19 protein-coding genes are annotated in these 26,453 nt (G+C 44.4%); 10 read left to right on the top strand and 9 right to left on the bottom strand.

Features of this window, described 5'->3' with window-relative positions; genetic code table 11:
• The first annotated feature begins 2 nt into the window (after positions 1-2).
• From OAG1_RS03985 to OAG1_RS03975, 3 genes are read left to right on the top strand one after another with little or no spacing between them, the layout of a single operon-like run.
• A complete protein-coding gene (locus OAG1_RS03985) occupies positions 3-890 on the top strand; it encodes an ABC transporter permease (RefSeq protein WP_338624153.1) in 888 nt (295 codons plus the stop codon).
• Entirely contained in the window at positions 883-1,845 is a 963-nt protein-coding gene (locus OAG1_RS03980) for an ABC transporter permease (protein ID WP_338624151.1), read from the top strand. Before OAG1_RS03985 ends, OAG1_RS03980 begins: the two co-directional genes overlap by 8 nt.
• A 40-nt stretch (positions 1,846-1,885) precedes the next feature.
• A complete protein-coding gene (locus OAG1_RS03975; protein ID WP_016401617.1) occupies positions 1,886-2,890 on the top strand; it encodes an ABC transporter substrate-binding protein in 1,005 nt (334 codons plus the stop codon).
• 239 nt (positions 2,891-3,129) lie between these two features.
• Here OAG1_RS03975 and OAG1_RS03970 read toward each other — a convergent pair whose 3' ends face one another.
• The 5 genes from OAG1_RS03970 to OAG1_RS03950 form a co-directional block, all read right to left on the bottom strand.
• Positions 3,130-3,639 carry a DUF2937 family protein gene (locus tag OAG1_RS03970; RefSeq protein ID WP_338624147.1) on the bottom strand — a complete coding sequence of 170 codons (510 nt, stop codon included), beginning with the start codon at positions 3,637-3,639 and terminating at the stop codon, positions 3,130-3,132.
• Between the two features lie 499 nt (positions 3,640-4,138).
• Entirely contained in the window at positions 4,139-4,651 is a 513-nt protein-coding gene (locus tag OAG1_RS03965; protein ID WP_016401619.1) for a hypothetical protein, read from the bottom strand.
• Between the two features lie 129 nt (positions 4,652-4,780).
• Positions 4,781-6,802 carry a methyl-accepting chemotaxis protein gene (locus OAG1_RS03960; protein WP_338624144.1) on the bottom strand — a complete coding sequence of 674 codons (2,022 nt, stop codon included), beginning with the start codon at positions 6,800-6,802 and terminating at the stop codon, positions 4,781-4,783.
• A gap of 324 nt (positions 6,803-7,126) precedes the next feature.
• Complete coding sequence (locus OAG1_RS03955; RefSeq protein WP_016401621.1) at positions 7,127-8,479, bottom strand: carbohydrate porin; 1,353 nt, start codon at positions 8,477-8,479, stop codon at positions 7,127-7,129.
• A 391-nt stretch (positions 8,480-8,870) separates the two neighbouring features.
• Positions 8,871-9,842, bottom strand: a complete 972-nt coding sequence (locus tag OAG1_RS03950; RefSeq protein ID WP_016401622.1) for a MalM family protein — start codon at positions 9,840-9,842, stop codon at positions 8,871-8,873.
• 274 nt (positions 9,843-10,116) lie between these two features.
• Here OAG1_RS03950 and OAG1_RS03945 point away from each other — a divergent pair, with 274 nt between their 5' ends.
• Both OAG1_RS03945 and OAG1_RS03940 read left to right on the top strand, forming a co-directional pair.
• Positions 10,117-11,406 carry a GGDEF domain-containing protein gene (locus tag OAG1_RS03945; protein WP_338624141.1) on the top strand — a complete coding sequence of 430 codons (1,290 nt, stop codon included), beginning with the start codon at positions 10,117-10,119 and terminating at the stop codon, positions 11,404-11,406.
• 17 nt (positions 11,407-11,423) lie between these two features.
• Positions 11,424-12,239 carry a hypothetical protein gene (locus tag OAG1_RS03940; RefSeq protein WP_338624139.1) on the top strand — a complete coding sequence of 272 codons (816 nt, stop codon included), beginning with the start codon at positions 11,424-11,426 and terminating at the stop codon, positions 12,237-12,239.
• A gap of 71 nt (positions 12,240-12,310) precedes the next feature.
• On the opposite strand, the gene OAG1_RS03935 is transcribed toward OAG1_RS03940, so the two are convergent.
• The 4 genes from OAG1_RS03935 to OAG1_RS03920 all read right to left on the bottom strand — a co-directional run bounded on the left by OAG1_RS03935 (position 12,311) and on the right by OAG1_RS03920 (position 20,328).
• Positions 12,311-14,395 (bottom strand): carboxypeptidase regulatory-like domain-containing protein, encoded by a 2,085-nt coding sequence (locus tag OAG1_RS03935; protein WP_338624137.1) that lies wholly within the window; start codon positions 14,393-14,395, stop codon positions 12,311-12,313.
• A gap of 136 nt (positions 14,396-14,531) precedes the next feature.
• Positions 14,532-15,863 (bottom strand): glycoside hydrolase family 16 protein, encoded by a 1,332-nt coding sequence (locus OAG1_RS03930; protein ID WP_338624135.1) that lies wholly within the window; start codon positions 15,861-15,863, stop codon positions 14,532-14,534.
• 160 nt (positions 15,864-16,023) lie between these two features.
• The gene (locus OAG1_RS03925) at positions 16,024-17,916 is read right to left on the bottom strand and encodes a hypothetical protein (RefSeq protein ID WP_338624133.1); all 1,893 of its coding nucleotides are present in this window, start codon (positions 17,914-17,916) and stop codon (positions 16,024-16,026) included.
• A gap of 126 nt (positions 17,917-18,042) precedes the next feature.
• The gene (locus tag OAG1_RS03920; protein ID WP_338624131.1) at positions 18,043-20,328 is read right to left on the bottom strand and encodes a hypothetical protein; all 2,286 of its coding nucleotides are present in this window, start codon (positions 20,326-20,328) and stop codon (positions 18,043-18,045) included.
• A gap of 555 nt (positions 20,329-20,883) precedes the next feature.
• Between OAG1_RS03920 and OAG1_RS03915 the strand changes: the two genes are divergently transcribed.
• Genes OAG1_RS03915 through OAG1_RS03895 form a run of 5 tightly spaced genes read left to right on the top strand, consistent with a single transcriptional unit; the run spans position 20,884 to position 26,436 of the window.
• Positions 20,884-22,521: an ABC transporter substrate-binding protein gene (locus OAG1_RS03915; protein ID WP_338624129.1), complete on the top strand. Its 1,638-nt coding sequence runs from the start codon at positions 20,884-20,886 to the stop codon at positions 22,519-22,521.
• A 48-nt stretch (positions 22,522-22,569) separates the two neighbouring features.
• Positions 22,570-23,544, top strand: a complete 975-nt coding sequence (locus OAG1_RS03910) for an ABC transporter permease (RefSeq protein WP_016401631.1) — start codon at positions 22,570-22,572, stop codon at positions 23,542-23,544.
• An 8-nt stretch (positions 23,545-23,552) separates the two neighbouring features.
• A complete protein-coding gene (locus OAG1_RS03905) occupies positions 23,553-24,491 on the top strand; it encodes an ABC transporter permease (RefSeq protein ID WP_221074779.1) in 939 nt (312 codons plus the stop codon).
• The gene (locus tag OAG1_RS03900; RefSeq protein WP_016401633.1) at positions 24,488-25,456 is read left to right on the top strand and encodes an ABC transporter ATP-binding protein; all 969 of its coding nucleotides are present in this window, start codon (positions 24,488-24,490) and stop codon (positions 25,454-25,456) included. Before OAG1_RS03905 ends, OAG1_RS03900 begins: the two co-directional genes overlap by 4 nt.
• Entirely contained in the window at positions 25,453-26,436 is a 984-nt protein-coding gene (locus tag OAG1_RS03895) for an ABC transporter ATP-binding protein (protein ID WP_016401634.1), read from the top strand. The genes OAG1_RS03900 and OAG1_RS03895 overlap by 4 nt, the downstream gene beginning before the upstream one ends.
• The last annotated feature ends 17 nt before the right edge of the window (positions 26,437-26,453 follow it).

Raw genomic sequence — 26,453 nt, 5'->3', positions numbered from 1 at the left:
ATATGAAAAACCTCAACTTCCGCGCCAATTGGCTACCGCTCGCCAGCATGATTTTAGCCATTATTAGCATTTGGTATATCGCTGCCTTGCTGATGAATGGCAACCAACTAATCAACCAGCTAGAACGTAAAAAACAGCAGTGGTCATACAGCCAAGTTATTAGCCAAGCCTATCAAGTAAAACGCCCCATGCTGCCGGCTCCGCATCAAGTAGCCTTAGAGTTAAAAAAGTCGGTTTTTGATACGGCAATTAGCTCTAAGCGCTCCTTAGTTCACCATAGCTTAATCACCTTAAACTCGACCATGCTTGGTTTCCTTTTGGGCTCTGTTGTAGGCATTGTGATTGCCATTGGCATCGTTCATAACAAGACCTTAGAAGCGAGTTTAATGCCCTGGATTATTGCTTCCCAAACCATTCCAATACTCGCTATTGCCCCAATTATTGTGGTGGTATTAGGCGCGCTTAATATCACCGGGGTATTACCTAAAGCGGTTATTTCTATGTACTTGTCTTTCTTCCCGGTCACCATTGGCATGGTAAAAGGCTTACGCGCTTCAGACACTTTGCATGTAGAACTCATGCACACCTACAATGCCAGCGCTCTACAAACGTTTTGGAAGCTTAGATGGTATTCGGCCCAGCCCTACTTATTTGCCAGTTTAAAAGTGGCCATTGCGGCCGCATTAGTAGGTGCCATTGTTGCCGAACTGCCAACAGGTGCCCAAGGTGGGTTGGGCTCTCGCTTGTTAAGTGGCTCTTACTATGGCCAAACGCAACAAATTTGGGCAGCACTGATCATGGCAGCACTCCTCGGCTCATTACTAGTATGGATAGTTAACCTAGCAGAAACCGCCTTGCTAAAACGTCGCGGAGGGCTGAGCAATGCCTAAGTATGTTTTAACCATCGTTTACCTCAGCCTATTGGCAGGCCAACTAGCGCTAGTAAGCACCAGTGAACAAGGTTTTTATCAGCAATCGCCAGCCTTGCTAATGCTGCTTGCGGTATCTGCTTATGCTGTTGCGGCCTTACTCAGTCAGCTGACACAACTGGCCGAAACTCGCCCTAGCTACGCTGCCGTTACTAAGGTACTAGTGCCTAGCTTGTTTGCCTTTATGCTACTGCTTACTTGGCAAAGCATAGTGGTAGGTTTTGCCGTCTCTGCAGTGTTGCTGCCAGCACCTAGCGATATTTTTTATAGTTTAACTAACAACTTACCGATGTTTTGGGCCGACTTTAAACAAACTTATTTAAAGGCGGTTTTGGCGGGGTACTTCCTTGGTTGCAGCGCTGGATTCATAGTTGCTCAAGTGGCAGTAAAAAGCCGGTTTTTGCGAGCAGGTTTAGTGCCATTGGGGAACTTTATGTCGGCGATCCCAATTGTTGGTATCGCCCCCATCATGGTGATGTGGTTTGGCTTTGACTGGCAATCAAAAGCGGCAGTGATTGTAGTGATGACATTTTTCCCAATGTTTATTAATACGCTTGCGGGTTTACAGTCAACCGACGCCATTCATAACGACCTCATGCATACCTACGCTGCTAACAAGTCACAGATTTTTATAAAAAGCCAACTACCACAGGCTTTACCGTTCATTTTTAACGCCTTAAAACTCAACTCTACACTGGCACTCATTGGCGCAATTGTGGCTGAGTTTTTTGGCACACCTATCGTAGGTATGGGCTTTCGGATTTCTACTGAAGTAGGCCGAATGAACATGGATATGGTTTGGGCCACGATTGTTGTTGCGGCAATTGCGGGGTCCTTAAGTTACGGAGCCTTGGCTCTTTTAGAAAGGTCATTACTGTTTTGGCATCCCGCTTTTAGAGGAAGCCATAAGCGCTAATTTACACACTCAGGCATTGTTGCAATAAAGGGAATTAACTATGAATAAGAAACTGATTTCATTGGCATCAGGCGCTGCATTACTTGCAGCTAGTTTTGGGACATCTGCAGCAGAGAAGCTGACTTTACAGCTAAAGTGGGTAACTCAAGCTCAATTTGCTGGATACTACGTAGCGCTAAACAAGGGTTTTTACCAAGACCAGGGAATTGATTTAACCATTAAACCAGGCGGACCCGACATCGCCCCAGCACAAGTGCTTGCCGGTGGCGGAGCCGACGTAGTGGTCGACTGGCTACCCTCTGCATTAGCAACACGAGAAAAAGGCTTACCACTGGTTAACATAGGGCAGATTTATGGCAAATCGGGCATGATGTTAACCTGTTTGAAATCTAGCGGAATTTCTAGCCCTGCCGACTTTAAAGGCAAAACGTTAGGAGTGTGGTTTTTTGGTAACGAATACCCGTTCTTGAGCTGGATGTCTAAACTAGGCTACGACACAACGGGCGGCGAAGATGGAGTTACAGTTCTAAAACAAGGGTTTAATGTAGACCCTATTTTCCAAGGCCAAGCAGATTGTGTTTCAACCATGACTTACAACGAATATGGCCAAGTGTTAGATGGCGGCTTAAGCAATGAAGAACTGATGCTGTTTAAGTATGAAGAAGAAGGCGTTGCTACTTTAGAAGACGGCTTATATGTACTAGAAGACAGCTTAAAAGACAGTAAAAAACTAGCTACTTATGCCAAGTTTTTAAAAGCAACGATTCAAGGCTGGGAATGGGCGGCAGCTAATCCTAAAGAAGCAGGCCTAATAGTATTGGATTACGATGATACTGGCGCTCAAACAGAGGAGCACCAAATTCGTATGGCTAACGAGGTAGCTAAATTACTGGCCAGCAGTGATAAAGGTATCGGCTACTTAGACCCAGCAGCCTTTGACCGCACTGTGAATGTTTTACTGGATAGTGATTCGACGCCGGTAATCACCAAAAAACCGGAAGGCGCGTACACTCATGCAGTATTCGAAGCCGCGGCAAAACTATAAAGAATTAATCAGACTTGGCTAACCCAAAGGCTGCTTATTGCAGCCTTTTTACTATCTGCTGGTAACGACTTCTCACTTATACCAATCACACTAAGTAAGTGATCAGAAATAACGCCGGAAAAATACTCGAGAATAAGGCCGAATTTTTCGATAAGTAGTTATTCTACAATCAAAAATTCTAACGCAGTTATCGAGTATTTTAACCAGATAGAATGAACAGTTACTTAGTACGATTGGTATTAAGACTTTAGTGTCCGCCTCGCCCTTCTAATCGGCCACATCAGCAGGCCGCCAAACAACAAAGCGGCCAATCCACTATAGGCTAATAATAATGGCTCTAAAGATATACCAGGTTTGAAGTTAGCGAGCACTTTTTCAAGCGTTTCCCAGCGCTGAGGGCTAAACATGTATTTGGCTTTCTGATAATAAGTGCCTTGCTCAAAGACTATAATGGCTTGGTTCAGCTCCTCGTATTCATACATGGTTTGCTGTTTTTGCTCAGCGTCTGTGCGCACCGCCAAGTTAGGATTATTTTTAAAGTCATCAATCATCGCGTCAATGCTTGGGTATTGGTGCAACTCAGCATTCCGATGAAAGTTGTCCACTTGCTGTTGCAATACATCATGTTGGCCACTAACAAACTGCAAGTAATGATTGCTTAACAGCGGCAACTGCATAAAGCCCAACAACAGAACCGCAAACAAAACCTTGTCTAAGGTATTAACCAACAAACCGCGCCCTCTTAACAACCGATGCCAAACAAGAACAATAAGCGAAGTCAGAGCTTACTTCAAAGCCATTGATTGATAACGCTCACGAATAGGCACGTGAAACAGGATTGCTTGTTTAAGCTATTTGATTGAAATCCGATTGGGCTAAATGATGGCACACATAGGGAAAACGCCGGCATCAAAATGCAAAAAAGCCGTCACTAGGACGGCTTTTTCTAAATATGGTACAGAGGCCGGACTTGAACAATACAATTAACGTATTGATTTTAAATCATTAAAAATCAATGAGGTTGGCAAAGGGTTACATTCAGGGTTACTTAAACTAATCGTCAACTTAAAATAATAAATAAACTACACCCAGATTACTCAATTCAAACTAAATTTATGCGTATGCATCCCCCACATATTACTAATCTACCCTACAACTTCTATCATTGGTTTTCTGTCGGTGCAGCAACAAAAAATTACTTAGCAACCAATAAAACAGCCTTTGCTCAACTAAGCATGAACAATCATTTTACAATCGCAGTGCAGCCGTCACTTTCTGTTGCTCATTACACAAATAACTCACCCGATAATAAGATGCTTCAAAGCCTGCTAGCGAGATAACCTGATTAGCCGGAATAACCTCTCCAGCAGTATTGGTGATCTCTTGAGCGAAGCTGACTGAATTAGCCACTTTTAAATTAGCAATAACCGGTTCAGGCAAGCCGTGGCTTAAATCCACCGCTAAGGCCTTACCATCGAGGTACAAGGTTTTATGTTGAGCGCTTAAAATGTTGTGTTCGACCCTTACCCCACCCTCGGCAGCACAACTAAGTTTGAATATGCCGTAATGCTTAACCAAACCTACCAAGCCATGAATGTTCGATTTAAGCACTCCCGCACTAGTGAACAGTTCTTTATAGGTGATTTGCGCATTGTTACTAATGGTTTCGTTGGGTTGGTTTTTAACCCTAAAGCTGTTGTAGGCAAACAAGCTAGGAGACACAAGCAATGCGAACAAGCCCAGCCAAATAATCGATTTCAAAACCCACTCCTTGTAATGACCAATTTGTTGCATGTTGCTTCCCTAGTTGATAACGCTTAGTTCAGGCTATCAACCACTGAGCCTTGCTTTACTTAACGCAGCACATCCTTGTGCTTTATCTGACGCTCTTTACACTTTAAAGCCCAATACCAGCTCATTTTGCTGATGGGCTAATTCGTCGAGCTTATTACTCACTTTGGCTACCAGCTTCATTGAGTGAGTATTGGAGTCGGCAACATTGTTTATATCCTCCAAGCTACGAGCAATCATATTGGCGGTAGTCGTTTGCTCTTCAGCGGCATGAGCTATTTGATAGCTCATTTGGCTAATTTCGGCGATGCTGGTTTGAATATCATTCATGGCTTTATTAGCTTGCTCTGAATGCTCCACGCTGTTTTGCATTTCACTCACACAGCGTTGAATCACTGCGTTAGCATCTTCTGATTTATCTTGTAAACCTTGGATCATTTCTTCAATTTCGCTGGTTGCATCAGTGGTGCGTTTCGCCAACACCCTCACTTCGTCGGCCACTACCGAGAAGCCACGCCCTTGCTCACCCGCCCTAGCAGCCTCGATGGCGGCATTTAGCGCTAATAAGTTGGTTTGCATCGCTATTTGCTGAATTACGTCGAGAATAGAGCCAATGTCTACACTCATTTGCTGCACCGCAGAAACCGCATCTACCGACTCATTAAGTTGACCAGATAGGGTATTAATAGTGGCGGTGTTGTTACTCATTACTAAACTACCGGTGCGCACAGCAGACTCTACATCGCCCACCTTTTGCATCGAGCTTCTCGCACTTGCCTCTACATCTTTAACTGAGTGCTCCATTTCGGTCATGGCGGTCGCAACAGTAGCCGTTTGATGGCGCTGCTCGCCAAGGCGATCACTTGATTCCGACATAGCAGACTGGTTTTGCGCAGACACCTCGGCCAGGTTAGTAGAAGTTACTCCTAGCTTTTGCAAAATGCTCTGCAAGTGGCTCGCTAAGGTATTAATGTGCGCGCCCAATTGTTCAAATTCGATGAAACTGTGATTGTCCACTCGCTGGCGCATATCACCAGCAGTAAGCGCTTCTAAGGTCTGCAGCATACTGGCTAAAGGTTTGCGCACGTTACGAGAGAGGATCCAAGCCAAAAATAGTAAGAAGGCACTCACCACGCCACCAATAACAAAAGCATGCTGGTAACTATCGCGGTAAATAGTTTCAGCGCTATCTATGGCGCTATCTTTTAGTACGTTAGCCGCTTGTCTAAACTCGCCTAAAATGGCTAGCGCGCTATCTACTTCTTCGGCCAGCACTGCAATATTTTGATACAGTAAGTTGCGTGATTTAACCGAGCGGTGATGTAAATCTAATACCCCACCCTTTTTGCCAACGTCTTGAATAAACTGTTCAGTAGCTTGATCAAAATGCTGGCTAAGTTCGGGCAATTGTGTGGCCAGACCTTGGTAAGAAAAGTTAAGCCTAGTAACACTTCGCTTATTGTTTTTGATTGCCTCGGCAATAGCTTTTACATCATCACTAGCCAAGGCATCTGAGGTAATGGTTTCGGTTTGTTTTAGTTTTTCAAAATAGCTTTTAGCCATTAGTTTTACGGCTAGATCATCTTGGCTATTTACAAACTCGCTCATGCCTAAGCGCAATTCGGTTTGTAGTTGTTGAAAACGGCGAGCGGTTATTCGGCGCTCACTTTGAGCAGAAAGTTGGTTACGATAGTTAGCCATAGCCAGTTTAGATTCGGCAAAATAACGTTGCTCTAGTTCTTCTAATGCAAACAGTTGCTCAGTTAGTGAAGAACCTTTAGGTGTAGCTTGCTTAAGCTTTGCCAGAGCTGCTAAAAATGCTTGATGGTCTTGCTCGAATTTATCGGCAAACTCTTGCTGTTTGGCATTGTTTTCTGTGGTAAGAAAATCTTTAAAAGTTTTATCAGCAATCAGCAAGTTTACGCTGGTGAGATTGGAATAGGTGACTAGTGGAAGGGCATCGGAGTTAACCATCAGTAGTTGCTGGTGAACCCGACTAGTGCCATTTAGCATTAAAACAACAGTAACAATAAACAGCGACACCATTACCGCAAAGCCTAAGTACATACGCCTTACCAACGAGGTATTACGGGCTTTTTTATTTGAGAACAATCTAATCATACATCACCAAGAATTTACTATGTTGACAATATCAATAACAACGACATAACTAATTACCAGTAAAATAAATACTCCTATCAAAACCATTATCTGACTCCTAAGTTGGCAAGTAGTTAAAAAAGGACGAGACAAAAGCGCTACTAAATACAGTCCTACACAAACAGTATTCGTGGTTACTTAAGCTAGCGAGCTCTTGTTCAGCTCTCTATTGCTCGCTGTCTAGCTAACCGCGTTATTGCCTCGCCTACCCCAATAAAAAGGTAAAGAACGAAAGGAAACGTTTTGAACTAGCTAGCCTCTAGTTAAGTAGAGGCTATAAAGGGTTTACCACCACACGTCGGCTTGGAAGCCTAAGATGAAGTCACTATCTGACTCACCCGATTCGTTAGTGTGGGTCCACGACTTAGGCAGATATGTAGCTAAGAAACGAATTTCTGGAGCAGGTCCCATACCGGTAGGTAAGATGAAGGTTGGCGCAACAGTAATTTTAGACTGGTTAGACGTAGCACCACTCCAGTTGTTGTGCACATAACCTAACTCACCTTGTACGTAGAAGTGGTCGCTTACAGGGAACGTTGGGCGAACCATTGCAGAAATCCAGTAGTCGTAACTACCTAGGTCATTTTCGTGGTGGTCGTTGTATTGGCCTTGAATAGACGGGAAGAAGCCAATGCCATTATCTAGGGTGTAACCGCCCCACAATAATAAACGCGCCGAGGTATCTTTCTCATCAACCATGGTTAACAAGCGGTTGGCATCACCACCAGCAGACGCTGAACTCCAGGTCCAATCTGGGTGTTCACCTTGGAACTGCGAACCAGGGTGGTAAGCGTTATAAGAAGTGATAGTACCTGCTAGCAAGTTGCCTGAACCTAAACCTTTACCGGCTTGAGCAATAATTTTAGAGAAGCCATTACCAGGAATACCAAAGAAGCTATTAAGGGTATAGATAGCGGTTAAATCGTAGCCCGTTTCGGCCCACTCTTTACCATCCATATCCCAGTTATCTGGCATGGTTTTATACATAGCAGACAGTTCAAGCGCGCCATAAGTCACACCAAATTGAAAGGCATGCATGATGTTATTAAGGTTTTCTAAATTACCTGCATCGTCAGTCGCCCAACGGTCAATATCAGGGTCTACGCGATCACTGGCAATGTAGGCAAAATCCAGCAGTGCATCACCCACTTCGTAGCCAGTAATACCTACACCGGTACCCGACATATCACTGTAGAAAAAGTCGGTCATAAAGATGTAGTTATCTTTACCGTATTCTCGTTTACCTCCCCAGAACACGCCACTTGAGGACATGCCATCAAACTCAATAAATAACTGGCCAAAACCCATTTGGAAGGCATCGGCGCTGGCGCTTAGAGAACTCTCCTGGCCGTAGTCGCCTAAGCCAACATTTACTTTAACTGAGCGGCCATCATCAAAGGCCCAAGTATTAGCAAAGTTAAGGCTAGCATCGTTATCGGCTTCCAAGCCTAAACGACCTAAGGTTTCTTTTTGGCCTGCAAAATTAGATTTTTTAAAATCGTTTTCGGCACTTGTTAGTAGCCCTGCACGAAAGTAGCCATGAAACTCAAAACCTTCGGTAGACGCATTAGCACCACCAGAGAGAGACAAGCTAGACACTGCAGCTAAGCACGCAAGCGATAGTTTAGACAATTTCATTTTAACTCCATTAAAAGTCAGTATTTTCCATATAAAACAACCATCAAAAAGTAAGCGCTTTCTTTTCTTGGCTAAAAAAATGAAAATCTCTAATGCACAAAGCTCACAAAACAGCCACAAACGGCTTAATGAGACAAAGACCAGTAAAAACACATTAAAAAACTTTCATTTTTAGTATAAATATTTAGCAAATAACATAATGTGACCGCCTCCACACAAAAAGAAAGCGCTTACTATTTGAATTTGAATGAATTAAATATATATAAATCAAAGAATTATATGAATAAAACCAAGCTAAGTGGAGATAGGTTAAGAATTTTGTAGCAAATTCACACTCTACGTTACCAACGGGCGCAGTTAACTAGAGTGTGAAGAAGGTTATAACTAAACTTTACTGTGCTTTTACAGCCTTAACAAAAACCTCATTGGCATTCACTAAACCTGCTTGCTCAGCGTCTTTAACTATTTTTAGAGCTTTATCATAGTTCCCATCGGCAACTGCTTGCTGAATAAGTTGCTCAAACATGGCCGCTACCTCTGGTTCTATGCTAGATATTTGCGTATTGCTACTGGCTGAGTTAGCGGAAATACTATCGACACTAGATTGACTAGGTTCTACCTTTACAGCGCTATTGCTAGTTGTAACTACCGCAGCAGCAGCAAGCGCATCAGCATTTTGCTTCTCTGCTGGGACATAATCAAAAGCGAGGCGAGCGGCGCCAATGGCAGTATGTGGTACAGGCTTGTTCATATGAATCTTCATATTTACATCTACTCTGCCAGTTTCTGCGGCCTTACTGTCTGGTGGGTTCAGCTTAGTTTGCTGCTGCATTGCTTCGGTGGTAGTAAACACCAATAGGTATTTCGCCTTTTGCTGGTCTCCGTAGCGGCTCGGCAGCAATATATTGCCGTAATAACGATCTACGCTAACAATAGAGCTGGGATCGTAGTTAATCGTAGTGTCGTCGAATAACTGCAAAGGTTGATGATCTTCATCAAGCACCAAAATCGATGGTACAAACACACTATTTACTATAGGGGCCGATACATCAATATTGGTTGCTCCTTGCGCATTAGGTAGCTCAAATGCCTTTACAAAGGAGCGCCCAGAGCTAAAGTTAAATACCGGGTCACTGGCCGTAATAGTAAAATCTAACTTGCCTGGCGCAGTAACTAATTGGTAATCAAGCTGCTTTAAAGATTCACAACATATTGCAGCTTGCTTTAAGGCTGCATAACCTTCTTCTGGCGCAATTTTCTGAATATCTTTGGTATCGTCAGTTCCGTAGTCAACAATCATGCTTTGATTATTACTACAAGCGGTCAAGGCTAACACTATACTTGCGGCCAAAATTGTTTTCATAACAGTTCCCTTTATCTCTAGCAATGCACGCCACACCGCGTGCTACGGGCCTTCCAGCCCTGCCACTTAGTACCTATAAATGTGTTCCGCTTAGCATTTTAGAGTAAAAACACCGACAAACTTCACGTTCAACACATCAAAGTAAGCGCTTTCTTTTTATCAATGTAATAATTCTGCTGCCAAATACAAGGCAAATATTAATCAATAACGCGTTTTGTGAGATGCCTACCAGATAGCATTACTGCGCCAAGCAATACCAGAGGTAACAAAAGTAATGAAGTATTGTCGACAAGAAATCTACTATCCCTTGTTGGTGGTATTCACCATAAGCCTTATGTTGTGGCAGCAGTTTGGTATGAACATGTCGCTAAACTACCCGATTGATCAGCACTTTAATGCGACAGCACTTAACGATGACATAAATGGGGGGGCATCTGTTGGTACTCTTATGGTTAACGATGCCAATGTCACTTTGCACTGCAAAACCGTAAACTCTCATACCTTTCCATTTTGCAGTATGTTAATTCCACTTAAAGCTAAGCTAAAACAATATGCCGACTTATCTAAGTTTGACACTTTAACGATAGACTTAACCACCGTTGATCTAAGGCGCGACACTGTGCTGATTTACCTGCTCAATAATGAGCAAGATTTACCAAATGGTAATGACAGAATCAGCCATACTCGCGCCAATATTCAAGCCATAAACCCAACCATTGGGCGCGCTCAATATCAGCTAGCGCTAAATCAGTTTTATGTGCCTTCTTGGTGGGTATTTGCCAAACCCTATGGTATAGACACAGCAGCTAGGTTGGATAATGTAGAGTATTTACAAATTGCGACTGGCGACAATCGTTCACTTAAAGATTTAGAAATTACCCTGCATGCCTTTAGCTTTAGTGGTAAATGGATAAAAGCCAAAGATCTGTACTTTTTGCTGCTGTCGCTATGGATTGCCAGCATAGTGGTACATGCTATTTTCCTTGCCGGAAAAATGCGCAATAAATACCTAATATCGAAAACTCAAACTGAAGAGCTTAATAAAATCAATAGCTTTTTGAGCATTGAACGTGACAAATATAAAACCATGGCTAAGCACGACCCACTCACTAAATTGCTTAATCGAGCCGGCTTGAGTGGCACCCTCTCCACATTAATGAGTGAGTTCTCCCATTCATCTAAAGCAGCCAGCTTAATCATGTTTGATATTGACCACTTTAAACAAATAAATGATCAACATGGTCATGATGTGGGAGACCAAGTATTAGTATCTATCAGTCAGCAAGTAGCAGAGGTTATTAGAGACCAAGATGTATTTGCCCGCTGGGGCGGCGAAGAGTTTGTGATTGTGTGTCCTAATACCCAGTTAAAAGGGGCCTGTGTCTTAGCCGAAAACATTAGATCACTTATCGCGAACAGTCCGTTAATAGAGCAACAGCAAGTAACCAGCTCCTTTGGCGTTGCACAGCTAAACTCGGCCAACATTGATACTTGGTTTAAGCGTGCGGATGAAGCGTTATATAAGGCCAAAATGAATGGCCGAAACAAAATTGAATTTAGTTAGATATGATGCGAATACTCATGCGGCCTAGGGCACAGCCAACACTCGCTACTGCACTCTTACTAGGTCTATTGCTGCCCTATGGTGTTATGGCTGATAACCCACAAACCATTAGTTATCCTAAGTTCAGTCAACGCTCAGAGTATTTTGAAAAAGTTCTGGCACTTGCCCTAGCCAAAACCGAACAAGAATACGGCATTGCCAACCTTCAAGCCTATGAGCGAGAGCTAAGCAATGAACGCTTGCGCCGCTACCTACAAGACAAACAGTACATAGACGTAATGTGGTCCACAGCCACTAAACAGCGTAATCAAGCGCTGCGCCCAGTTAAGTTCGACTTATTAAAAGGCCTTGGCAAATATCGATTTTTGTTAGTACAGGCAGGCGACAGTAAGCGCTTTAAAGAGATAAACAGCTTACGCCAACTTCGCCAGTTTAGCGCAGGCTCTGGAACCTACTGGAGCGATACTAAAGTAATGCGTTATAACGGCATCGAGCCAGTTACCTCAGTAAACCACAGCTTGTTGCCTATGCTGACCGCTGGGCGCTTTGATTACCTTTCACGCGGTGCGCATGAGGTATGGTCTGAGCTTGCTGCTCATCCCAATCAGTTTGAATTACTGGATAACGTGGTTCTGAAATACTCTTGTCGTTACTTTTTCTACGTGAATAAAGACAATGTTGAGCTTGCAGAACGTTTAGAAAAAGGGCTTTATCTAGCTCTAAACGACGGCAGCTATAACCAGTTGTTCTTTAGTGAAAGCGACTTTAAGCAAGGCTGGGACAAACTCAATGAACTTGCTCCAGAAAGTGTCATCACACTTAATCTGCCCTAGGATTAAACGCCCAAACCACACAACCAAAAAAGGAAGCCAAGGCTTCCTTTTTGTTAAGTTAGCGATGCAAGCTAGTAAAAGTAGATGTTGTCTAGGTATACGCTATCACTGGTGGTACCCCAAAGCTGCACACCAAGTTGCGATAAGCTGGCGGCATCAAAAGCACCGGGTTGAACCATATCTGCAAATACTAGCTCAACACTAATCCACTGCTCGGTTGCCACAGGTAGCATGGTATGGATAACTGGGCCACTGGCAGAGACAACCTGGAATACCGCTTGGCTAACACCACTGGTAGCATACATATCAAAGCGCAAGCCAGTCATGCCAGATGCATTCACAACCCCATCTTGAATACCGTATTGAATGCCCGTTACGCCGCCTTCAACGCCATCTGGAATAATCTGTAAGCGAGCAACATTGTTACCTGCTACTTGAATCTCACTATGGCTTGGCGCATTCCACCAGTTATCAGACCAATAAGAAATCGGTTTATCTACTTGTAAACTATCACTGTATAAAACCAATATCTCATCATCGCTCACGCTAGGAACGTTAGCCGCAACGCTTGGCCCCGGATTTTCTGCTGCTAGTACAATTTCTAGGCTGGCATCAGCTCCCAATAACTGCTGATTTTTTTGCGCAGCTCCGTAACCGCTAGCATCGGCTTTAACCTTGTGCTCGCCTTCAGCAAGGCTAAGGTAAGCCACGCCACTGGCGTTAGTAGTTGCACTTTGCTCACCCACGCTCACCTGCGCTCCAGCAATGGCTTGAGCGGACTGATTTACAACACTTACTGCTAACTCGAAGGTATTTGACTGGCCAGAGAAGTACAGGTTATCTAGGAACACTGCTTTACCCTGCTCTCCCCACAACTTAATGCCGGCCATAGTTAACGTGGCTGGGTTTAATACACCGTCACCGTCGCCATCAGCATCTTGCATATCCGCGAAAGGAATTTGATAAGACACCCATTGCTCAGTTTGAGGAGAGATAACGCTATACAAAGCTGAGCCATCACTGGAGACTAAGTGGATCTCCAGTTGACTAATGCCCGCCTCTAAATACAAATCTAGGTTCATATTCACGTGAGAAGAGGCATCAACGCTGCCATTTTCAATACCAAACTCGATACCAGTAACACCGCCTTCTACGCCCAATCCGGCAATCTCATAACGGGCATAGTTGTTATCATCAATCACTCCAGGCGAGTAAAATGGCGCATTCCACCAGTTGGAGTTCCACACCGATATATATTGGTCTTCATTTAAGCTATCACTAAAAATCACTACTGCTTCGTTGTCGGCTAAGGCAGGTGGCTGTGGTGCAGCGCTACTTGGTTGGCTAGTCACTAACTCTTGGCTTAACATATAAATGTCTGTGAGCAACAAGCTGTCACTAATTGCGCTATCAAAAATTAAGCCCAGCCAAGTTAGCTGGCTAAAGCCATAGGGCAGAGGAACTTCCATTTCTACCCATCCATCATCCAATGGCGTGCCGCTGCTCAAGGCGTAAGCGACTTTAGATTCAGGATTGCTTGGCCCCTGCAATACCACCTCTACCGCAGTAAATGAATTGGCTTTTATTTTAAATCTAAGGTGGGTATAAGCATCAATCGCTACCGCATTTTCAGGCTCATTCCCCCAGGCAATAGACGCTTTATTGCCCCAGGCGGTGCCACTGGTGATATTAACAACGCGACCCATACTTGCATCATCAAGGTCACTAATTACACTGCCAGATCCCCAGTTATCTCCCCAGTGTTCAATGTTATACGAGCTATCATTGTCGGAGTGAAAAACATATAAAGGCCCACTAACTGTTGGCAGCGCCTCCAAATTAATACTTACGCTTAAGCCTTGATCACCAAGCTCTATAGATTGTTGGTGAGTTTGATATCCAGCCAAACTCACGCTCAAGGAATAGCTACCAGCAGCTAGCTCAAAGCTAGAGTAACCTTGTTGATCACTTGTTTGAGCCTGCTCTGCAATGCTTATCTGAGCATCTGCTAATGGTAATTGGCTATTTGCATCCACTACCGTGACAGCAACTTGATAAGCGTTTTGTGGCTCGGGGTCTGTCTCGCTGCTGCCTCCACACCCCAGCATTAAGGCACAACATATTGCCAAAAAGTAAATTTTGAGCATTTCAATCATCACTAATATCCTTATTAATTTTAATAAATTTCAGGTACAAAAGTGCCTACCCGATTGGGGACAGCAAGGCGAAAGGTAAAGCTTGGCTAAGCGCAAAAAGGCTTAGCCAAAAATGAAATAGCGCTTAAATCAGCGCTTATTTGAAGTGTTTACGACGAAAAACCAGCAGACCAGCTAAACCAAGCAAAGTTGCTAAGCCAAAGCTGCCACCACCCGAATCACCATCTGATTGACCATCAGCAGGCTCACTGCTTGCTTGCACAGTAAAATCTAAACCATCGCGGGTGCTAAGTTGGCTATCAGCGTTATGCTCTAGGCTTACTTGCAGGGAGTAGCTGCCATCAAGCATTGACGCAGGGTCAAACTGCAAAGTGGTTCCCTGCATAATTGGACTAGGTAGTTCATCGGTTTGCCAATACAAACTGTAATTGTCGAGTGGCTCTTCACCCTGCTCAATGTTGGCAGTTACCGTAACCATGCCGGCAGCAGGGTCGACTAAGCGAGTATCATTACCTGCTTGAGTAAGGCTAAGTTCAACACTGGCTAAACTGTCGCTAGGCTCAGAATCATCGGCTCGGGGCGCATTTTCATCACAGTAGCTAGCATCGCTGCTATCGCTAAATTGGCAATGGGCAATGTAATCGACTTCCATAGTAGCAAGCGCTAAATTAGGGTCGATAAAACCACCTAAATTGCCGCCCATAGCCAGATTAAGCAGTACAAACATAGGCTCTTGATATTGGTTGCAGCCACTAATATCCTGGCTAACTACCAAGGTCTCATCAACGTAAAAGTCTATTTTGTCTTCGCTCCACTCCATGGCGTATTTGTGCCAATTTAATACATCGCTACCACCGTTTGGATAAGTATAACGATGCTCTTCACCACAGCCTGATACATTAAAGAAGTTGGTAATATAGGTATTTGGCTCATTAGAAAACCATTCCCATACATCTATTTCACCAGCCCCAACATTTGGCCAGTTTACATTATCGCCATCACCCTTTATTGGCTGCTCGGCAATGCGGTTTTCTAACATCCAAAACGCTGGCCAAGTCCCCGCTTCTAGGTTGTGAAAACGGATCCTCGATTCAATACGACCATACAGAAACTCTCGTTTGTCTTTTGAATTTAAGCGCCCCGAGGTCCAGGTTTTTTGTTGACCGCCTAAAGTTGCACAGTTTTGAGTCTTTTTGCGGGCGATAATTTTTAAGCTACCTTCCGATACCTCATAGTTGCGCTCATCAGAGTAATCATCGTCGGTATAACATTGCACTTCGTTGTTATAGTTTGCTTGGGTTTGAGCGGTCCAATTACTCCAATTTACCCGGCTACCATCAAAGGTGTCGATCCACTGTACTTCCCAGCCGGCTTGCGCCGATGAAGTAGCAGCAAAAAACAAACCGGCCAACAGCGTTGCTTTTTTAGCAACTGTAAAACGGCTTACTGCATCGTCTTGAGAAAACATCTTGCTTACTATCCTTGAGTTAAGCTGAGCCGTTTTGCTAGCCACGCAGATCGCAGCCGAGCAAAGGGCTAAATAAAAAAGGCGATGATCAAACAGGTTTAATCATCGCCTCTGGCTTACGCGCTAACGACTGGTACGCTAGCTAATGGTTAGAGGCGCTTTACTCCAACCAAGAAATGTTACGAATTTCTATGTTGCTTAAGGTTGGCGCACTGCCACCTGATTCAGCATAAAGATCCGCAATAGTGAACGGTGAGTTAACCACGCTAAGATCAGCAGCAGCAAAATTAGAGAAGCTGCTTAAGCTAATAGTGTGTTCAACCCACTGGTCAGTTAGGGTGTAACCTTGGCCATCGTTAAAGCGAACCCAATGATTAGTGCCGCCCGAGGCCGTAGTTTGGAAACCAAGGTAGAAGCCATAAGCAGCGTCGCCTTTAATTTCAAAAGTGATTTGGGTAGAGCTTGAAAGGTTACTAGTTTGTCCAGGAATACCTACGCCAGCGCCCCAACCCCAATCTTTGGCAGTAGCAGGATCTGAAGCAATGGTTAATACGCCAGTGGCATCATCGACGCCAGCCCAAGCGGTAGCTGGGCTGTCCCAACCATAGGCAACCGCACCTTCGTATAAGGCAGTATTCAATACTACAAACTCACCTTCTTCAGGAGGGGTAACAACTGGTGCATAAGGAGGTGGTAAAATAGTTGCCATTAAAGTATCAAAGTCACCGCCAAAGCTAGCAGTAAACGACGATACATCACCGCGGGTTAAGCCAGCGCTGTTTAAGGTCTCTACTTTATCCCAAGCCAGATACTTAACATTGCCGTCAATATCAATTAAGCCAAAGTGTTTTTCTGAGTGCCCAGGGTTGCTCTCATCGCCCTTCCAAGGCTCGTCAAAGGCTTGGAAGAAAAACAATGACGCACCAAAATCGTTGGAAAAAGTACGCATTGCATCATAAAAAGCTTTTTGCTTGTACTCGTCGGCAGCTTGAGTGCCTCCGGCACCAAAGTTTTCATTTGAAACCGTAGACCAGCCCGTTTCACCAATGTGAATTTGCTTGCTCGAATCAATGTTATTGATAAAGTCTTGTGCCACTTTAATTTGTGACACGGTATGCAAGTAGGCTTTATCCATTGCTGAATCAACTTGCTCCTGCAAGGTTAAATCTTGCTCGCTGGCAGGTACTTTCCAATCGGCAGAAAAAGTAGGGTCGTAAAGCGTGTCGTGGTGAGCATAGGTATGTAAAGACACATAGTCTACTGCTTCAATCAATGCGATAAGATCTGCTTGTTCACCTATATTGGCACTGTCGTCTATGCCTGCCCATACTGCATGGTTATCAGAACTGGTAATCCAAATATTGGCTACCGATGGGTTCTCAGATTTCCATTGCTGTAAGTCGTTAACGTGACCAAGGATAATGCCAGGTACCACGTGGTATTCCGCCCAATTAACCATTGCTTCATTACCAACCGCAATCACTTTGATGATTTCTGGGTAAGCTAAGGCAAGCTCTTTGGCTTTAGCCATTTCTAAAGCATTTTCTGGGTTCTCTTGGTCGTGAATCACTGGTTGATCAGTCCATGAGTTTAGGGCATCAATCCATACCCCTAACTGCACGTACATTTCAAAAGATTCATCTTCGGCCATTAGCTCGGCAATGGCTTGTAATAGGTTCTCGGTATTGCTTTTACCATCAAGGCCAATGAAACCTTGAGTATTGTAGGTGCGGAGCATTTTTATGCCCATGGCCGATAAAATTTGCATATCTTCTTTATGCATATCAACCGTAGGTACATTAACGCCACTTTCGCGTACTGTTGAACGCCAAGCACCATAAGAAATCGCTAAGTAATCGGGGTTACCCAAAATTACATCGCCGTTTAGAGCGCTAGGATAAACGCTACCAGGGCCAGGTTGAGGAGCAAGCTCGGTGCCAGTTCCAGGGCCAGTTCCCGGATCACCCAAATCATTCAGGGGCTCATCGGCACAAGCCACCACTAATACCGACATGGCGGCCAGCAAAATTGATTTTAAACTACATATTTTCATCTTTTTTCCACCAGTTAAATTGAAACAATTAACCTGATACTTCCTTGAAAATGAGAATACGTTTAGCGCATTCTCGGTGACGGATAAATGCAGGGGCACTTAGCAAAATGCCCCTGCAATCTAAGCTTACGGTTGAGCGCTAAAGCTGATGTTGTCGAAATACATAACAGTATCAGCAGGGCGAACCTCTACGATGGGGTCATCAAAGTCTGGGAATACCACAACTTCAACCATATCTCCTTGTGCAGCAGCTGCGGCAAACTCTGGGTGCTGACTAAAATCAAAAGTCAGCTCTTCCCATTCGCCCACCTTAGTATTGCTCGCAAGAATCTCTGCTCCCCATTGGTTAGCCGCTGCTAACTTAAGGCGTACTGCGCTGATTTTGTCTTTATAAACCATCATTTTCACAGTGCTGTTGCTAGCGTTAAGCTCAAAACCTTCTACTGATCGAGTCACTGTGCCAGCCCATGGTGCTCCCGCTGCGCGAGCGGTAATTTTGGCTACCGTAGCAGAGCCGTTAATGCCAGAGGTATCAGGGTTAGCAACAAACTCAATAACTGGGTTGTCGTCGTTTTCAAATACTTCCCAACTCAGTGTTTTGGTTTCGAAGTCTATGCCTTCATCGATAGTTACCGTGTTGTCATCACCAGCAATTGGCGCTTCTGTACCGCCAGTGGAAGAGACTTGAACGTTGTCGACTAAGTATTTAGAACCGATGCCTGTTCCCCATGCTGGAAAAATCATCACTACGTCAATAGCGCTTGGATCTAATCCTGCATTTTGTAACTCCGCTAAGTCAAAGCTGTAGTGCTTCCAAGTATCTAGCTCTGGAAGCTCGGCTAAGCTCAGTTCAGCAAAGTTAGTTCCGCCGTTTGATTCAACTTTAAACTTCCAATCGGTTGCGCCACCTTCAGCGGTCAATTTCAAGTCAAAAGAGATAGACCCACCGTTTGCCCAAGCACTCGCATCAATAGACGCTCCGTTGGTAGCGCCGTGATCGGCACGGCTACTAAAGCCATTAACCTGTTCGCCAACGACTTCAAACTCGGTGGCTGCTCCATAGCTATCATCGCTATCGGTCACCACGGCTGGTGTGGTACCGCCACAACAATCCCAGGCGATCCAACTTGGGTTAGCGGCATCATTGAAAATTACCACTGAGTCACCTTCAGGCGGGTCAACTGGGTCAACTGGGTCAACTGGGTCAGTCGTGTCTTCTTGTTCTACAAAGGTCACGTCATCCCAGTAAAAAATTTTGTCTTCACTGGCGTCCACTAAGAAGTCGAAGAAAATTGATTTTTTGTTAAAGGTATATTCTGGATTAAGTTGCTGGGTACCATCTGCAACATTGGTAAAGTCGAAGCTAAGTTTTTCCCAGGCAGCCGCCACAGTAGTGTAAACAAGTACCTCGGCAGTTTGTGTATCGTCGTCTGCATTCTCTACTTTAAGCAGCACTGGTACGCCCGATTCTGGTGAATACACCCACACACTTATAATGCTGCGATCTTGGGTAATGGCTAAGGTGGCCGTATCGCCCAGTGTGGTGCCAGCCCAGTCTTCTGCAGCCGCTGCTTTGGTAGTTTTAATTACCGTAGCACTAGTGCTGTAAGCGGTAATGCCATTTAAGGCTGGATTAGCTGCGGCTAACTCGGTTACCGCACCACCAAAATCTGTCATGGGTAAATCTAATGATAGTTTTGTTCCGCTGTCAGCATCTGGGTTAGTTGGTTCTACCGGATCAACAGGGTCGGTGGTATTACCGTCTGCCACAAACTCTACATTGTCTACGCGGTAAACTGCGCCTTCACCTTCTCCCCAAGCTGGGTAGATTAAGATGTTATCAATGCTGCTTAGGTCTAAACCTTGGGTCGCTAAGTCTGCAAGGTTCACACTAACGTGCTGCCAAGTATCTAACACCGGCGCGGTGATCATTATTTCAACTTCTTCACCACCGGCGTCATTTTGAATGCCGCCATTACTTTCTAATTTTACCGCCCAGTTCACATCGCCTGGGCTGGCTGTCATTTTAAGGTCAAACTCCAAAGTACCAGTGCTTTCCATTGCACTTGCATCTAGAGCACCACGCTCACTATCACGTACAAAACCTAAAACCGCTGGCTGAGCATTAATCGCAAACTCGGTGACCATGCCGTAGTCACTAAGCTCTATTGGATTCGTTGGTGTGGTGCCACCACAACAGTCCCATGCAGGCCAATAAGGGTTCACTGCATCATTAAACACCAGCAGGTCGTTGCCTACTGGATCAGTTGGCTCAACTGGATCGGTAGGCTCTACTGGATTTGCGGGGGTTTCGCCATTTACTACTTCGTCAGCACAACCACTTAACGCAAGAGCCAAAGCGGCAGCTAATACCGTATTGGCCAGTTTGAATTTGCTATTTGTCACTGTCATTCCATGTGTCCTTGATAGTTATTAACATCATGTTTTAACTAAAAAACGGATTATTTTCGGCTCCCAAAAAAGAAAGCGCTTACTTTTTATTGCTAAAAAAATGACTTTTCAGCCAGTATTCTTGTCCATGAATTTGTTTAGAGCGCAATGCTACATCGCCATTACACGTATAAATAAACAACAGCTAACGGAATCTGTACAGCGTTACCGCAAGGCTTAATTAAAAATATTGAGGCTCATCACGAAAAGTAAGCGTTTTCAAAATATTGTTAATACAAATCCTATGAAAAGCTTATCAAGATCAAACGCGCATGACTTAAACCCCAAGGGAATAGTGTATTTTCCACTCGTAAACACCCCTAATTAGGTAAAAACCGAGCTAAATGTGACCCAAGTAGAAAAATAACCGCCTTTAGATTGCCTACATTTCGATTCTAAAATAGAGTGCCACAAAAGAAAGCGCTTTCTTTTTGGTTTTTAAGACTTATAGTGTGGACCTTAAGGATTAATAAGAAAGCGTACCTAGCGAGAGTGCCGATAAAAAAGGATTATCTAATGCAGAGTAAAACGGTTTTATCTTCAATTATTTGCGGTTTAATGTTGTCATCAGGAAGCGCAATAGCCAGCGATGTTAAACAAGGCGGAACCCTTACCGTACCGATTATTGGTACTGGTTTTGTAGAAAACTACAACCCTTATACTTCTAAAGACTTGTTACATGGAGTGATGTTTGAACCATTAATGGTTTTCAACAATATGACCGGTAAAACTGAGTGGCGCCTGGCTAAATCAGCTGAATATTCCGACGATCTTAAAACCATTAAGCTCACCCTTCGTGATGGTTTAACCTGGTCTGATGGCAGCCCTCTTACTGCTAAAGATGTAGCTTATAGCTTCACCATGACCAAAGAAAATGGTGCATTTGACCAACGTGGTATTTGGACCGACGGCAACCTAATTAGCATTGAAGCAACGAATGATACAACGGTAGAGTTTAAGTTAAACCAGGCTGATTCAACCTTTATCTGGAACCTAGAGAAATACCATATCATTCCAGAAAAGGTGTGGAGTAAAGTAAGTGACTTAACCACCTTCACAAACCCCAACCCTATTGGTAGCGGTCCTATGACCGAAGTGAAGTATATAAAAACCCAGCAAATGGAGTTATGCCGCAACCCCAACTATTACCTGGAAGGTTTGCCTCACCTAGATTGTATTACCTACCGCTCTTACAACGATAACTCGCAAATTCAGCCAGCTTTAATGAAAGGCGAAATTGACTGGGGTTCCAACTTTATTGCTGACATCGACAATACCTTTGTTGCGGCAAGCCCAGAAAATCACCATTACTGGTACCCAGCTAACGATGCTATTCATTTATACGTAAATACAAAAGAAGCGCCTTTTAGCGATTTAGAATTACGTAAAGCCTTATCAATGGCTTTAGACCGTGAAGCGATTGTAGATATCGCGGCCTATGGTTACCCAACGGTTAACTTTAATGCCGGTGGTATTGGTGAACTATATAGCACTTATATTGATGCTGACGTTACCGCTAAATACAAAGACTTAACCACTTACAACCCAGACAAAGCTAACCAAATGTTAGATGCAGCTGGCTATGTAGATAAAAGTGGCGATGGCTTCCGCCAAACCAAAGACGGTAAGCGCATCGAATTTGATATTGAAGTAGTAAACGGCTGGACCGATTGGATCCAAGTAGTACAAATGGTTACCGAATACTTCGAAGAAGTAGGCATTAAAGCCAATGTAAAAACCGTTGATTGGGCAGTCTATGACTCGTCACTAAAAGACAGTAAATACAAAATGTCGATTAACTGGTCGCTAGTAGCTACCCACCCTATTTTGGCTTACCAAGATTACTACTCAAGTTCGCGCATTGGTAAAACGTGGCATGGTGGTCATGGTGTTCACTCACCAGAAATTGACGCCCTAATTGATGGCTTTGGCAAAACTAACGACACTGCAGAACAGGCCGACATTATCAAGCAGCTGCAAGTATTTAGCGCTGAGAACTTACCTTTCATTCCGCTATTTTCTAACCCAACTTGGTTCCAATACAACAGCTCTAAAATTGTTGGTTGGCCAAACGCAGAAAACCCATATGTACAGCCAGTATGGTACGACGGTGGTAAACGAGTGTTAATCATTAACAATCTTCACCTTAAGTAACACAACTGTAGAGAGCCACTGGTTGGCTCTCTTACTTTGGAAAATATTATGAGTTTTTTATTACGCCGACTGGGCTTTTACTTCACAGCCTTCTTGATCGCCATCTCCTTTAACTTTTTGTTACCCCGGTTAATGCCAGGCGATCCAGTTGACGCATTATTTGCAGCAGCTCAAGGCAGAATGGATCCCGCGCAAATGGACGCGGTAAGAGAAATGTATGGTTTTATGGATGGCTCGGTTTTTGAGCAATACATTGCCTACATTAAAAGTGTATTTACCTTGGATTTAGGTCCTTCAGTATTAATGTTCCCAGTGGGAGTAACTGAAGTGATAGGTATGGCCCTGCCGTGGACCATGTTCCTAGCCCTAGGTTCATTGATTGTAGCGCTAATTATCGGGGTATCAATTGGCACCTACGCTTCTTATCGACGTGAAGGTTTTTTTGGTCAGGTATTTCCGCCGGTACTCGCCTTTATTAGTAATTTCCCGTACATCGTAACTGCATTATTGCTGTTCTACTTTTTTGGTTTGCAGTTAGAGCTGCTGCCACTGGCTTATACCTACGACCCTACCTTAGACCCTGCTTTTAGTTGGGAGTTTATTGGTAGCGTACTTAAACACGCCATATTACCCATGGGCTCCATGGTTGTGGTAGGCATTGCCACCTGGGTATTTAACATGCGTAACGCCATGATTAATGTGCTGGGTGAAGACTATGTGACGATGGCAGAAGCCAAAGGTCTATCGAGCTTTCGGGTAATGTATCGCTACGCTGGGCGTAACGCGATCTTACCGGTAGCTACCGCTATAGCCATGGCCATTGGTTTCTCATTTGCCGGCTCAATCATGACCGAGGTGGTGTTTAACTACCAAGGCTTAGGCAACATCTTGCTTAAAGGTATTGTGGCGCGCGACTACCCACTTATTCAGGCTATTTTGCTCATTCTTGTTACTGCGGTACTTACTGCAAACTTCATCGCCGACTTGTTGTATGTCTGGCTTGATCCCCGTATTTCGAAGTAGGTTTTACTATGGAACATCATCACAACTCAGCTAAGTGGCGCCAAGTATTAGCCAAGTGTTTAGCCTTTTTTCATGGTAATCCACCGGCAATTATTGGCGGATTACTAGCTACAATTATTTTGCTCGGTGCACTATTTGCTCCAGCAATTGCAACACACGATCCACAAAAACGTGTATCCAGACCTCACCAAGCGCCAAGTGCCGAATACATTATGGGCACAACCCGTAACGGCCGCGACGTTTTTAGCCAAGTGCTTTTTGGCGCCCGTAAATCACTAACGGTTGCGATTACTGCCGGTATTATTGCCATGAGCATTGCGGTAGCCGTTGGCGTTAGTTCTGGTTATTTTGGTGGCAAAATTGATGAATGGTTAAACTTCATCACCAATGTATTTTTGGTTTTTCCGCAACTGCCCTTATTGATTGTATTAGCCGCCTTTCTTGGGCAAGTGGGCTCCTTAGTGATAACCGTGCTGCTGGGGGTCACCTCCTGGCCATGGGGCGCTAGGGTTATCAGAGCCCAAACCATGGCAATACGAAACAAAGAGTTCATCATCTCGGCCGAGGTAATGGGCGAGTCCAAGCTTCGCATCATATTGGTCGAAATTCTTCCTAACTTAGTTTCTATCGTATTTGGTGGCTTTTTGGGTACCGTCATTTACGCCATGGGTTCTGAAGCAGGCTTAGGTATCTTAGGTTTAGGCGACGCCACCGAAGTTAGCTGGGGCTCTATGCTCTACTGGGCGCAAGTTTCTTCTTCTCTCTACACCGGCGCATGGTGGGAGATGTTAGTACCAGCCTTAGCACTGGCCTTTACCGGTGGAGCGCTAGCGCTAATTAACATGTCAATTGACCAAGTAAGTAATCCAAAACTTAAAACTGGTCCGCACCTAAAAGTATGGAAAAAACTGCAAAAAGCAGCCAATCAACGTCGAGGTTTAGCATGAGCCAAGCATTATTAGAGATTAACAACCTAAGCGTTGACTATGTTTCACCCAATGGCATTGCTCGCGCGGTAAACAATGTAAGTTTAAGCATTGCCCCAGGCGAGACCCTTGGCCTAGCTGGTGAGTCGGGTTGCGGTAAAAGCACCCTCGCCTTCGCGATTTCCCGTTTACATAAAGCACCCGCGCTAATCCCTGAAGGAGAAATCCTTTATAAGGGCAAGGACGTGCTGAAAATGAACGATAAACAGCTACGGGCATTTCGCTGGAATGACACCTCGGTAGTATTCCAAAGTGCCATGAACTCACTTAACCCAGTAATCACCATTGGTGAGCAGTTAATCGATGTTATTTTGGCTCACAAGCAAGTCAGTCTAAAACAGGCTAACGAAAAAGCCACTGAGTTGCTGTCGGTAGTGGGTATTCATGGCGACCGCTTAAAAAGCTTCCCTCACCAATTAAGTGGTGGCATGCGCCAACGCGTTGTTATCGCTATCGCCTTAGCGCTAGAGCCAAAGCTAATCATTATGGATGAACCAACCACGGCACTAGACGTAGTGGTTGAACGAGAGATCCTTAATGAGCTTTACGATCTAAAAGAGAAGTTTGGCTTTTCGATTTTATTCATTAGCCACGACTTAAGCTTAATGGGCGAAATAGCCGACCGTATTGGAGTTATGTACGCCGGTAACTTGATTGAAATTGGCGACGCCAAAACGGTATTTAACCAGCCTAGCCACCCTTATACCAAAGGTTTGGTTTCGTCGTTCCCAACCATTCATGGGCCAAAAGAGCGCTTATACGGGATCCCAGGCGACCCGGTAAACCTGCTCAAATTACCTAGCGGCTGTAACTTTCAAGCGCGCTGTAACGATTGTGTAGAAAACTGTAAAAGCGATGAACCTATTTTGCGCGCACAAGCTAGCGGTGTTCATGCTGCTTGTCATATTTTGGAGGTTCAAAAATGAGCGTAGTAAGCGAAAATCAAACCGTACTTGCGGTCGAAAACTTAATTAAAGACTTTCCCATTGGTTTATCGTCTAACCCAAATAACCTAATGCGGGCAGTTAACGATGTATCTTTTGAGCTTAAAAAGGGCCAAGCCTTAGCGATTGTTGGAGAGTCTGGCTCCGGTAAAAGTACCGGTGCTCGGGTGCTAACACGCATCTATGAGAAAAATGGCGGTGACATCCTATTTAAGGGCCTGCCTTTGGATGAGTTTGTAAAACAACATGGTTCGCTAGAATATGCTCGCCAAGTACAAATGATCTTCCAAGACCCCTTTGGCTCACTTAACCCAGTGCATTCAATCTACCACCATATTGCTCGCCCCTTGCTAATTCACAAACGCGCCAGCAAAAAAGAACTACGCAATAAGGTTTACGAGTTGCTCGATTTAGTAGGCCTTTCGCCAGTAGTGGAAACCGCCGAGAAATACCCCCATGAGCTAAGTGGTGGTCAACGCCAACGGGTTGCTATTGCTCGCGCACTAGCGGTTGACCCAGAAGTTATCTTAGCTGACGAGCCGATTTCGATGTTAGACGTATCGGTGCGCTTGGGCATTTTGAACCTCATGGCCGATTTAAAAGACAAACGTGGCATCAGTTTCATGTACATCACTCATGATATTGCTACCGCACGCTACTTTGCAGAAAAGACTGCTGTTATGTACGTAGGCCACATGGTGGAATGGGGTAACAGTGACAAAGTAACCCAAACGCCCCAGCACCCCTACACCAAGCTATTACTGTCGGCGGTGCCAGAGGCAAGTAAAAGTGGTCGCCGTGAACTAGGTGCGAAAAAGGGAGACATTCCTATGTGGCACCCTAACTCAGTGGGTTGTCCATTTGCTGCGCGTTGCCCAAATGCCTTGGACAAGTGTAATCAAGCATTTCCAGAAGTGACTCAAATTGCCGACGATCACTTCATACGTTGCTTTAACGTTTAACAAGAATTTTTTTGCGC

It is taken from the genome of Agarivorans sp. OAG1 (genome assembly GCF_037076485.1).
GTDB lineage: Bacteria > Pseudomonadota > Gammaproteobacteria > Enterobacterales > Celerinatantimonadaceae > Agarivorans > Agarivorans albus.
The sequence above is the reverse complement of the archived record's forward strand: the minus strand, read 5'-3'. Positions and strand labels throughout refer to the sequence as shown.

What these genes read in the sequence shown, in the direction of transcription:
- OAG1_RS03895 (WP_016401634.1), top strand. Translation starts at nt 25,453, where the DNA reads ATGAGCGTAGTAAGCGAAAATCAAACCGTACTTGCGGTCGAAAACTTA.
- OAG1_RS03920 (WP_338624131.1), bottom strand. Translation starts at nt 20,328, where the DNA reads ATGACAGTGACAAATAGCAAATTCAAACTGGCCAATACGGTATTAGCT.
- OAG1_RS03985 (WP_338624153.1), top strand. Translation starts at nt 3, where the DNA reads ATGAAAAACCTCAACTTCCGCGCCAATTGGCTACCGCTCGCCAGCATG.
- OAG1_RS03975 (WP_016401617.1), top strand. Translation starts at nt 1,886, where the DNA reads ATGAATAAGAAACTGATTTCATTGGCATCAGGCGCTGCATTACTTGCA.
- OAG1_RS03910 (WP_016401631.1), top strand. Translation starts at nt 22,570, where the DNA reads ATGAGTTTTTTATTACGCCGACTGGGCTTTTACTTCACAGCCTTCTTG.
- OAG1_RS03950 (WP_016401622.1), bottom strand. Translation starts at nt 9,842, where the DNA reads ATGAAAACAATTTTGGCCGCAAGTATAGTGTTAGCCTTGACCGCTTGT.
- OAG1_RS03945 (WP_338624141.1), top strand. Translation starts at nt 10,117, where the DNA reads ATGAAGTATTGTCGACAAGAAATCTACTATCCCTTGTTGGTGGTATTC.
- OAG1_RS03940 (WP_338624139.1), top strand. Translation starts at nt 11,424, where the DNA reads ATGCGGCCTAGGGCACAGCCAACACTCGCTACTGCACTCTTACTAGGT.
- OAG1_RS03900 (WP_016401633.1), top strand. Translation starts at nt 24,488, where the DNA reads ATGAGCCAAGCATTATTAGAGATTAACAACCTAAGCGTTGACTATGTT.
- OAG1_RS03960 (WP_338624144.1), bottom strand. Translation starts at nt 6,802, where the DNA reads ATGATTAGATTGTTCTCAAATAAAAAAGCCCGTAATACCTCGTTGGTA.
- OAG1_RS03935 (WP_338624137.1), bottom strand. Translation starts at nt 14,395, where the DNA reads ATGATTGAAATGCTCAAAATTTACTTTTTGGCAATATGTTGTGCCTTA.
- OAG1_RS03925 (WP_338624133.1), bottom strand. Translation starts at nt 17,916, where the DNA reads ATGAAAATATGTAGTTTAAAATCAATTTTGCTGGCCGCCATGTCGGTA.
- OAG1_RS03915 (WP_338624129.1), top strand. Translation starts at nt 20,884, where the DNA reads ATGCAGAGTAAAACGGTTTTATCTTCAATTATTTGCGGTTTAATGTTG.
- OAG1_RS03980 (WP_338624151.1), top strand. Translation starts at nt 883, where the DNA reads ATGCCTAAGTATGTTTTAACCATCGTTTACCTCAGCCTATTGGCAGGC.
- OAG1_RS03905 (WP_221074779.1), top strand. Translation starts at nt 23,553, where the DNA reads ATGGAACATCATCACAACTCAGCTAAGTGGCGCCAAGTATTAGCCAAG.
- OAG1_RS03930 (WP_338624135.1), bottom strand. Translation starts at nt 15,863, where the DNA reads ATGTTTTCTCAAGACGATGCAGTAAGCCGTTTTACAGTTGCTAAAAAA.
- OAG1_RS03955 (WP_016401621.1), bottom strand. Translation starts at nt 8,479, where the DNA reads ATGAAATTGTCTAAACTATCGCTTGCGTGCTTAGCTGCAGTGTCTAGC.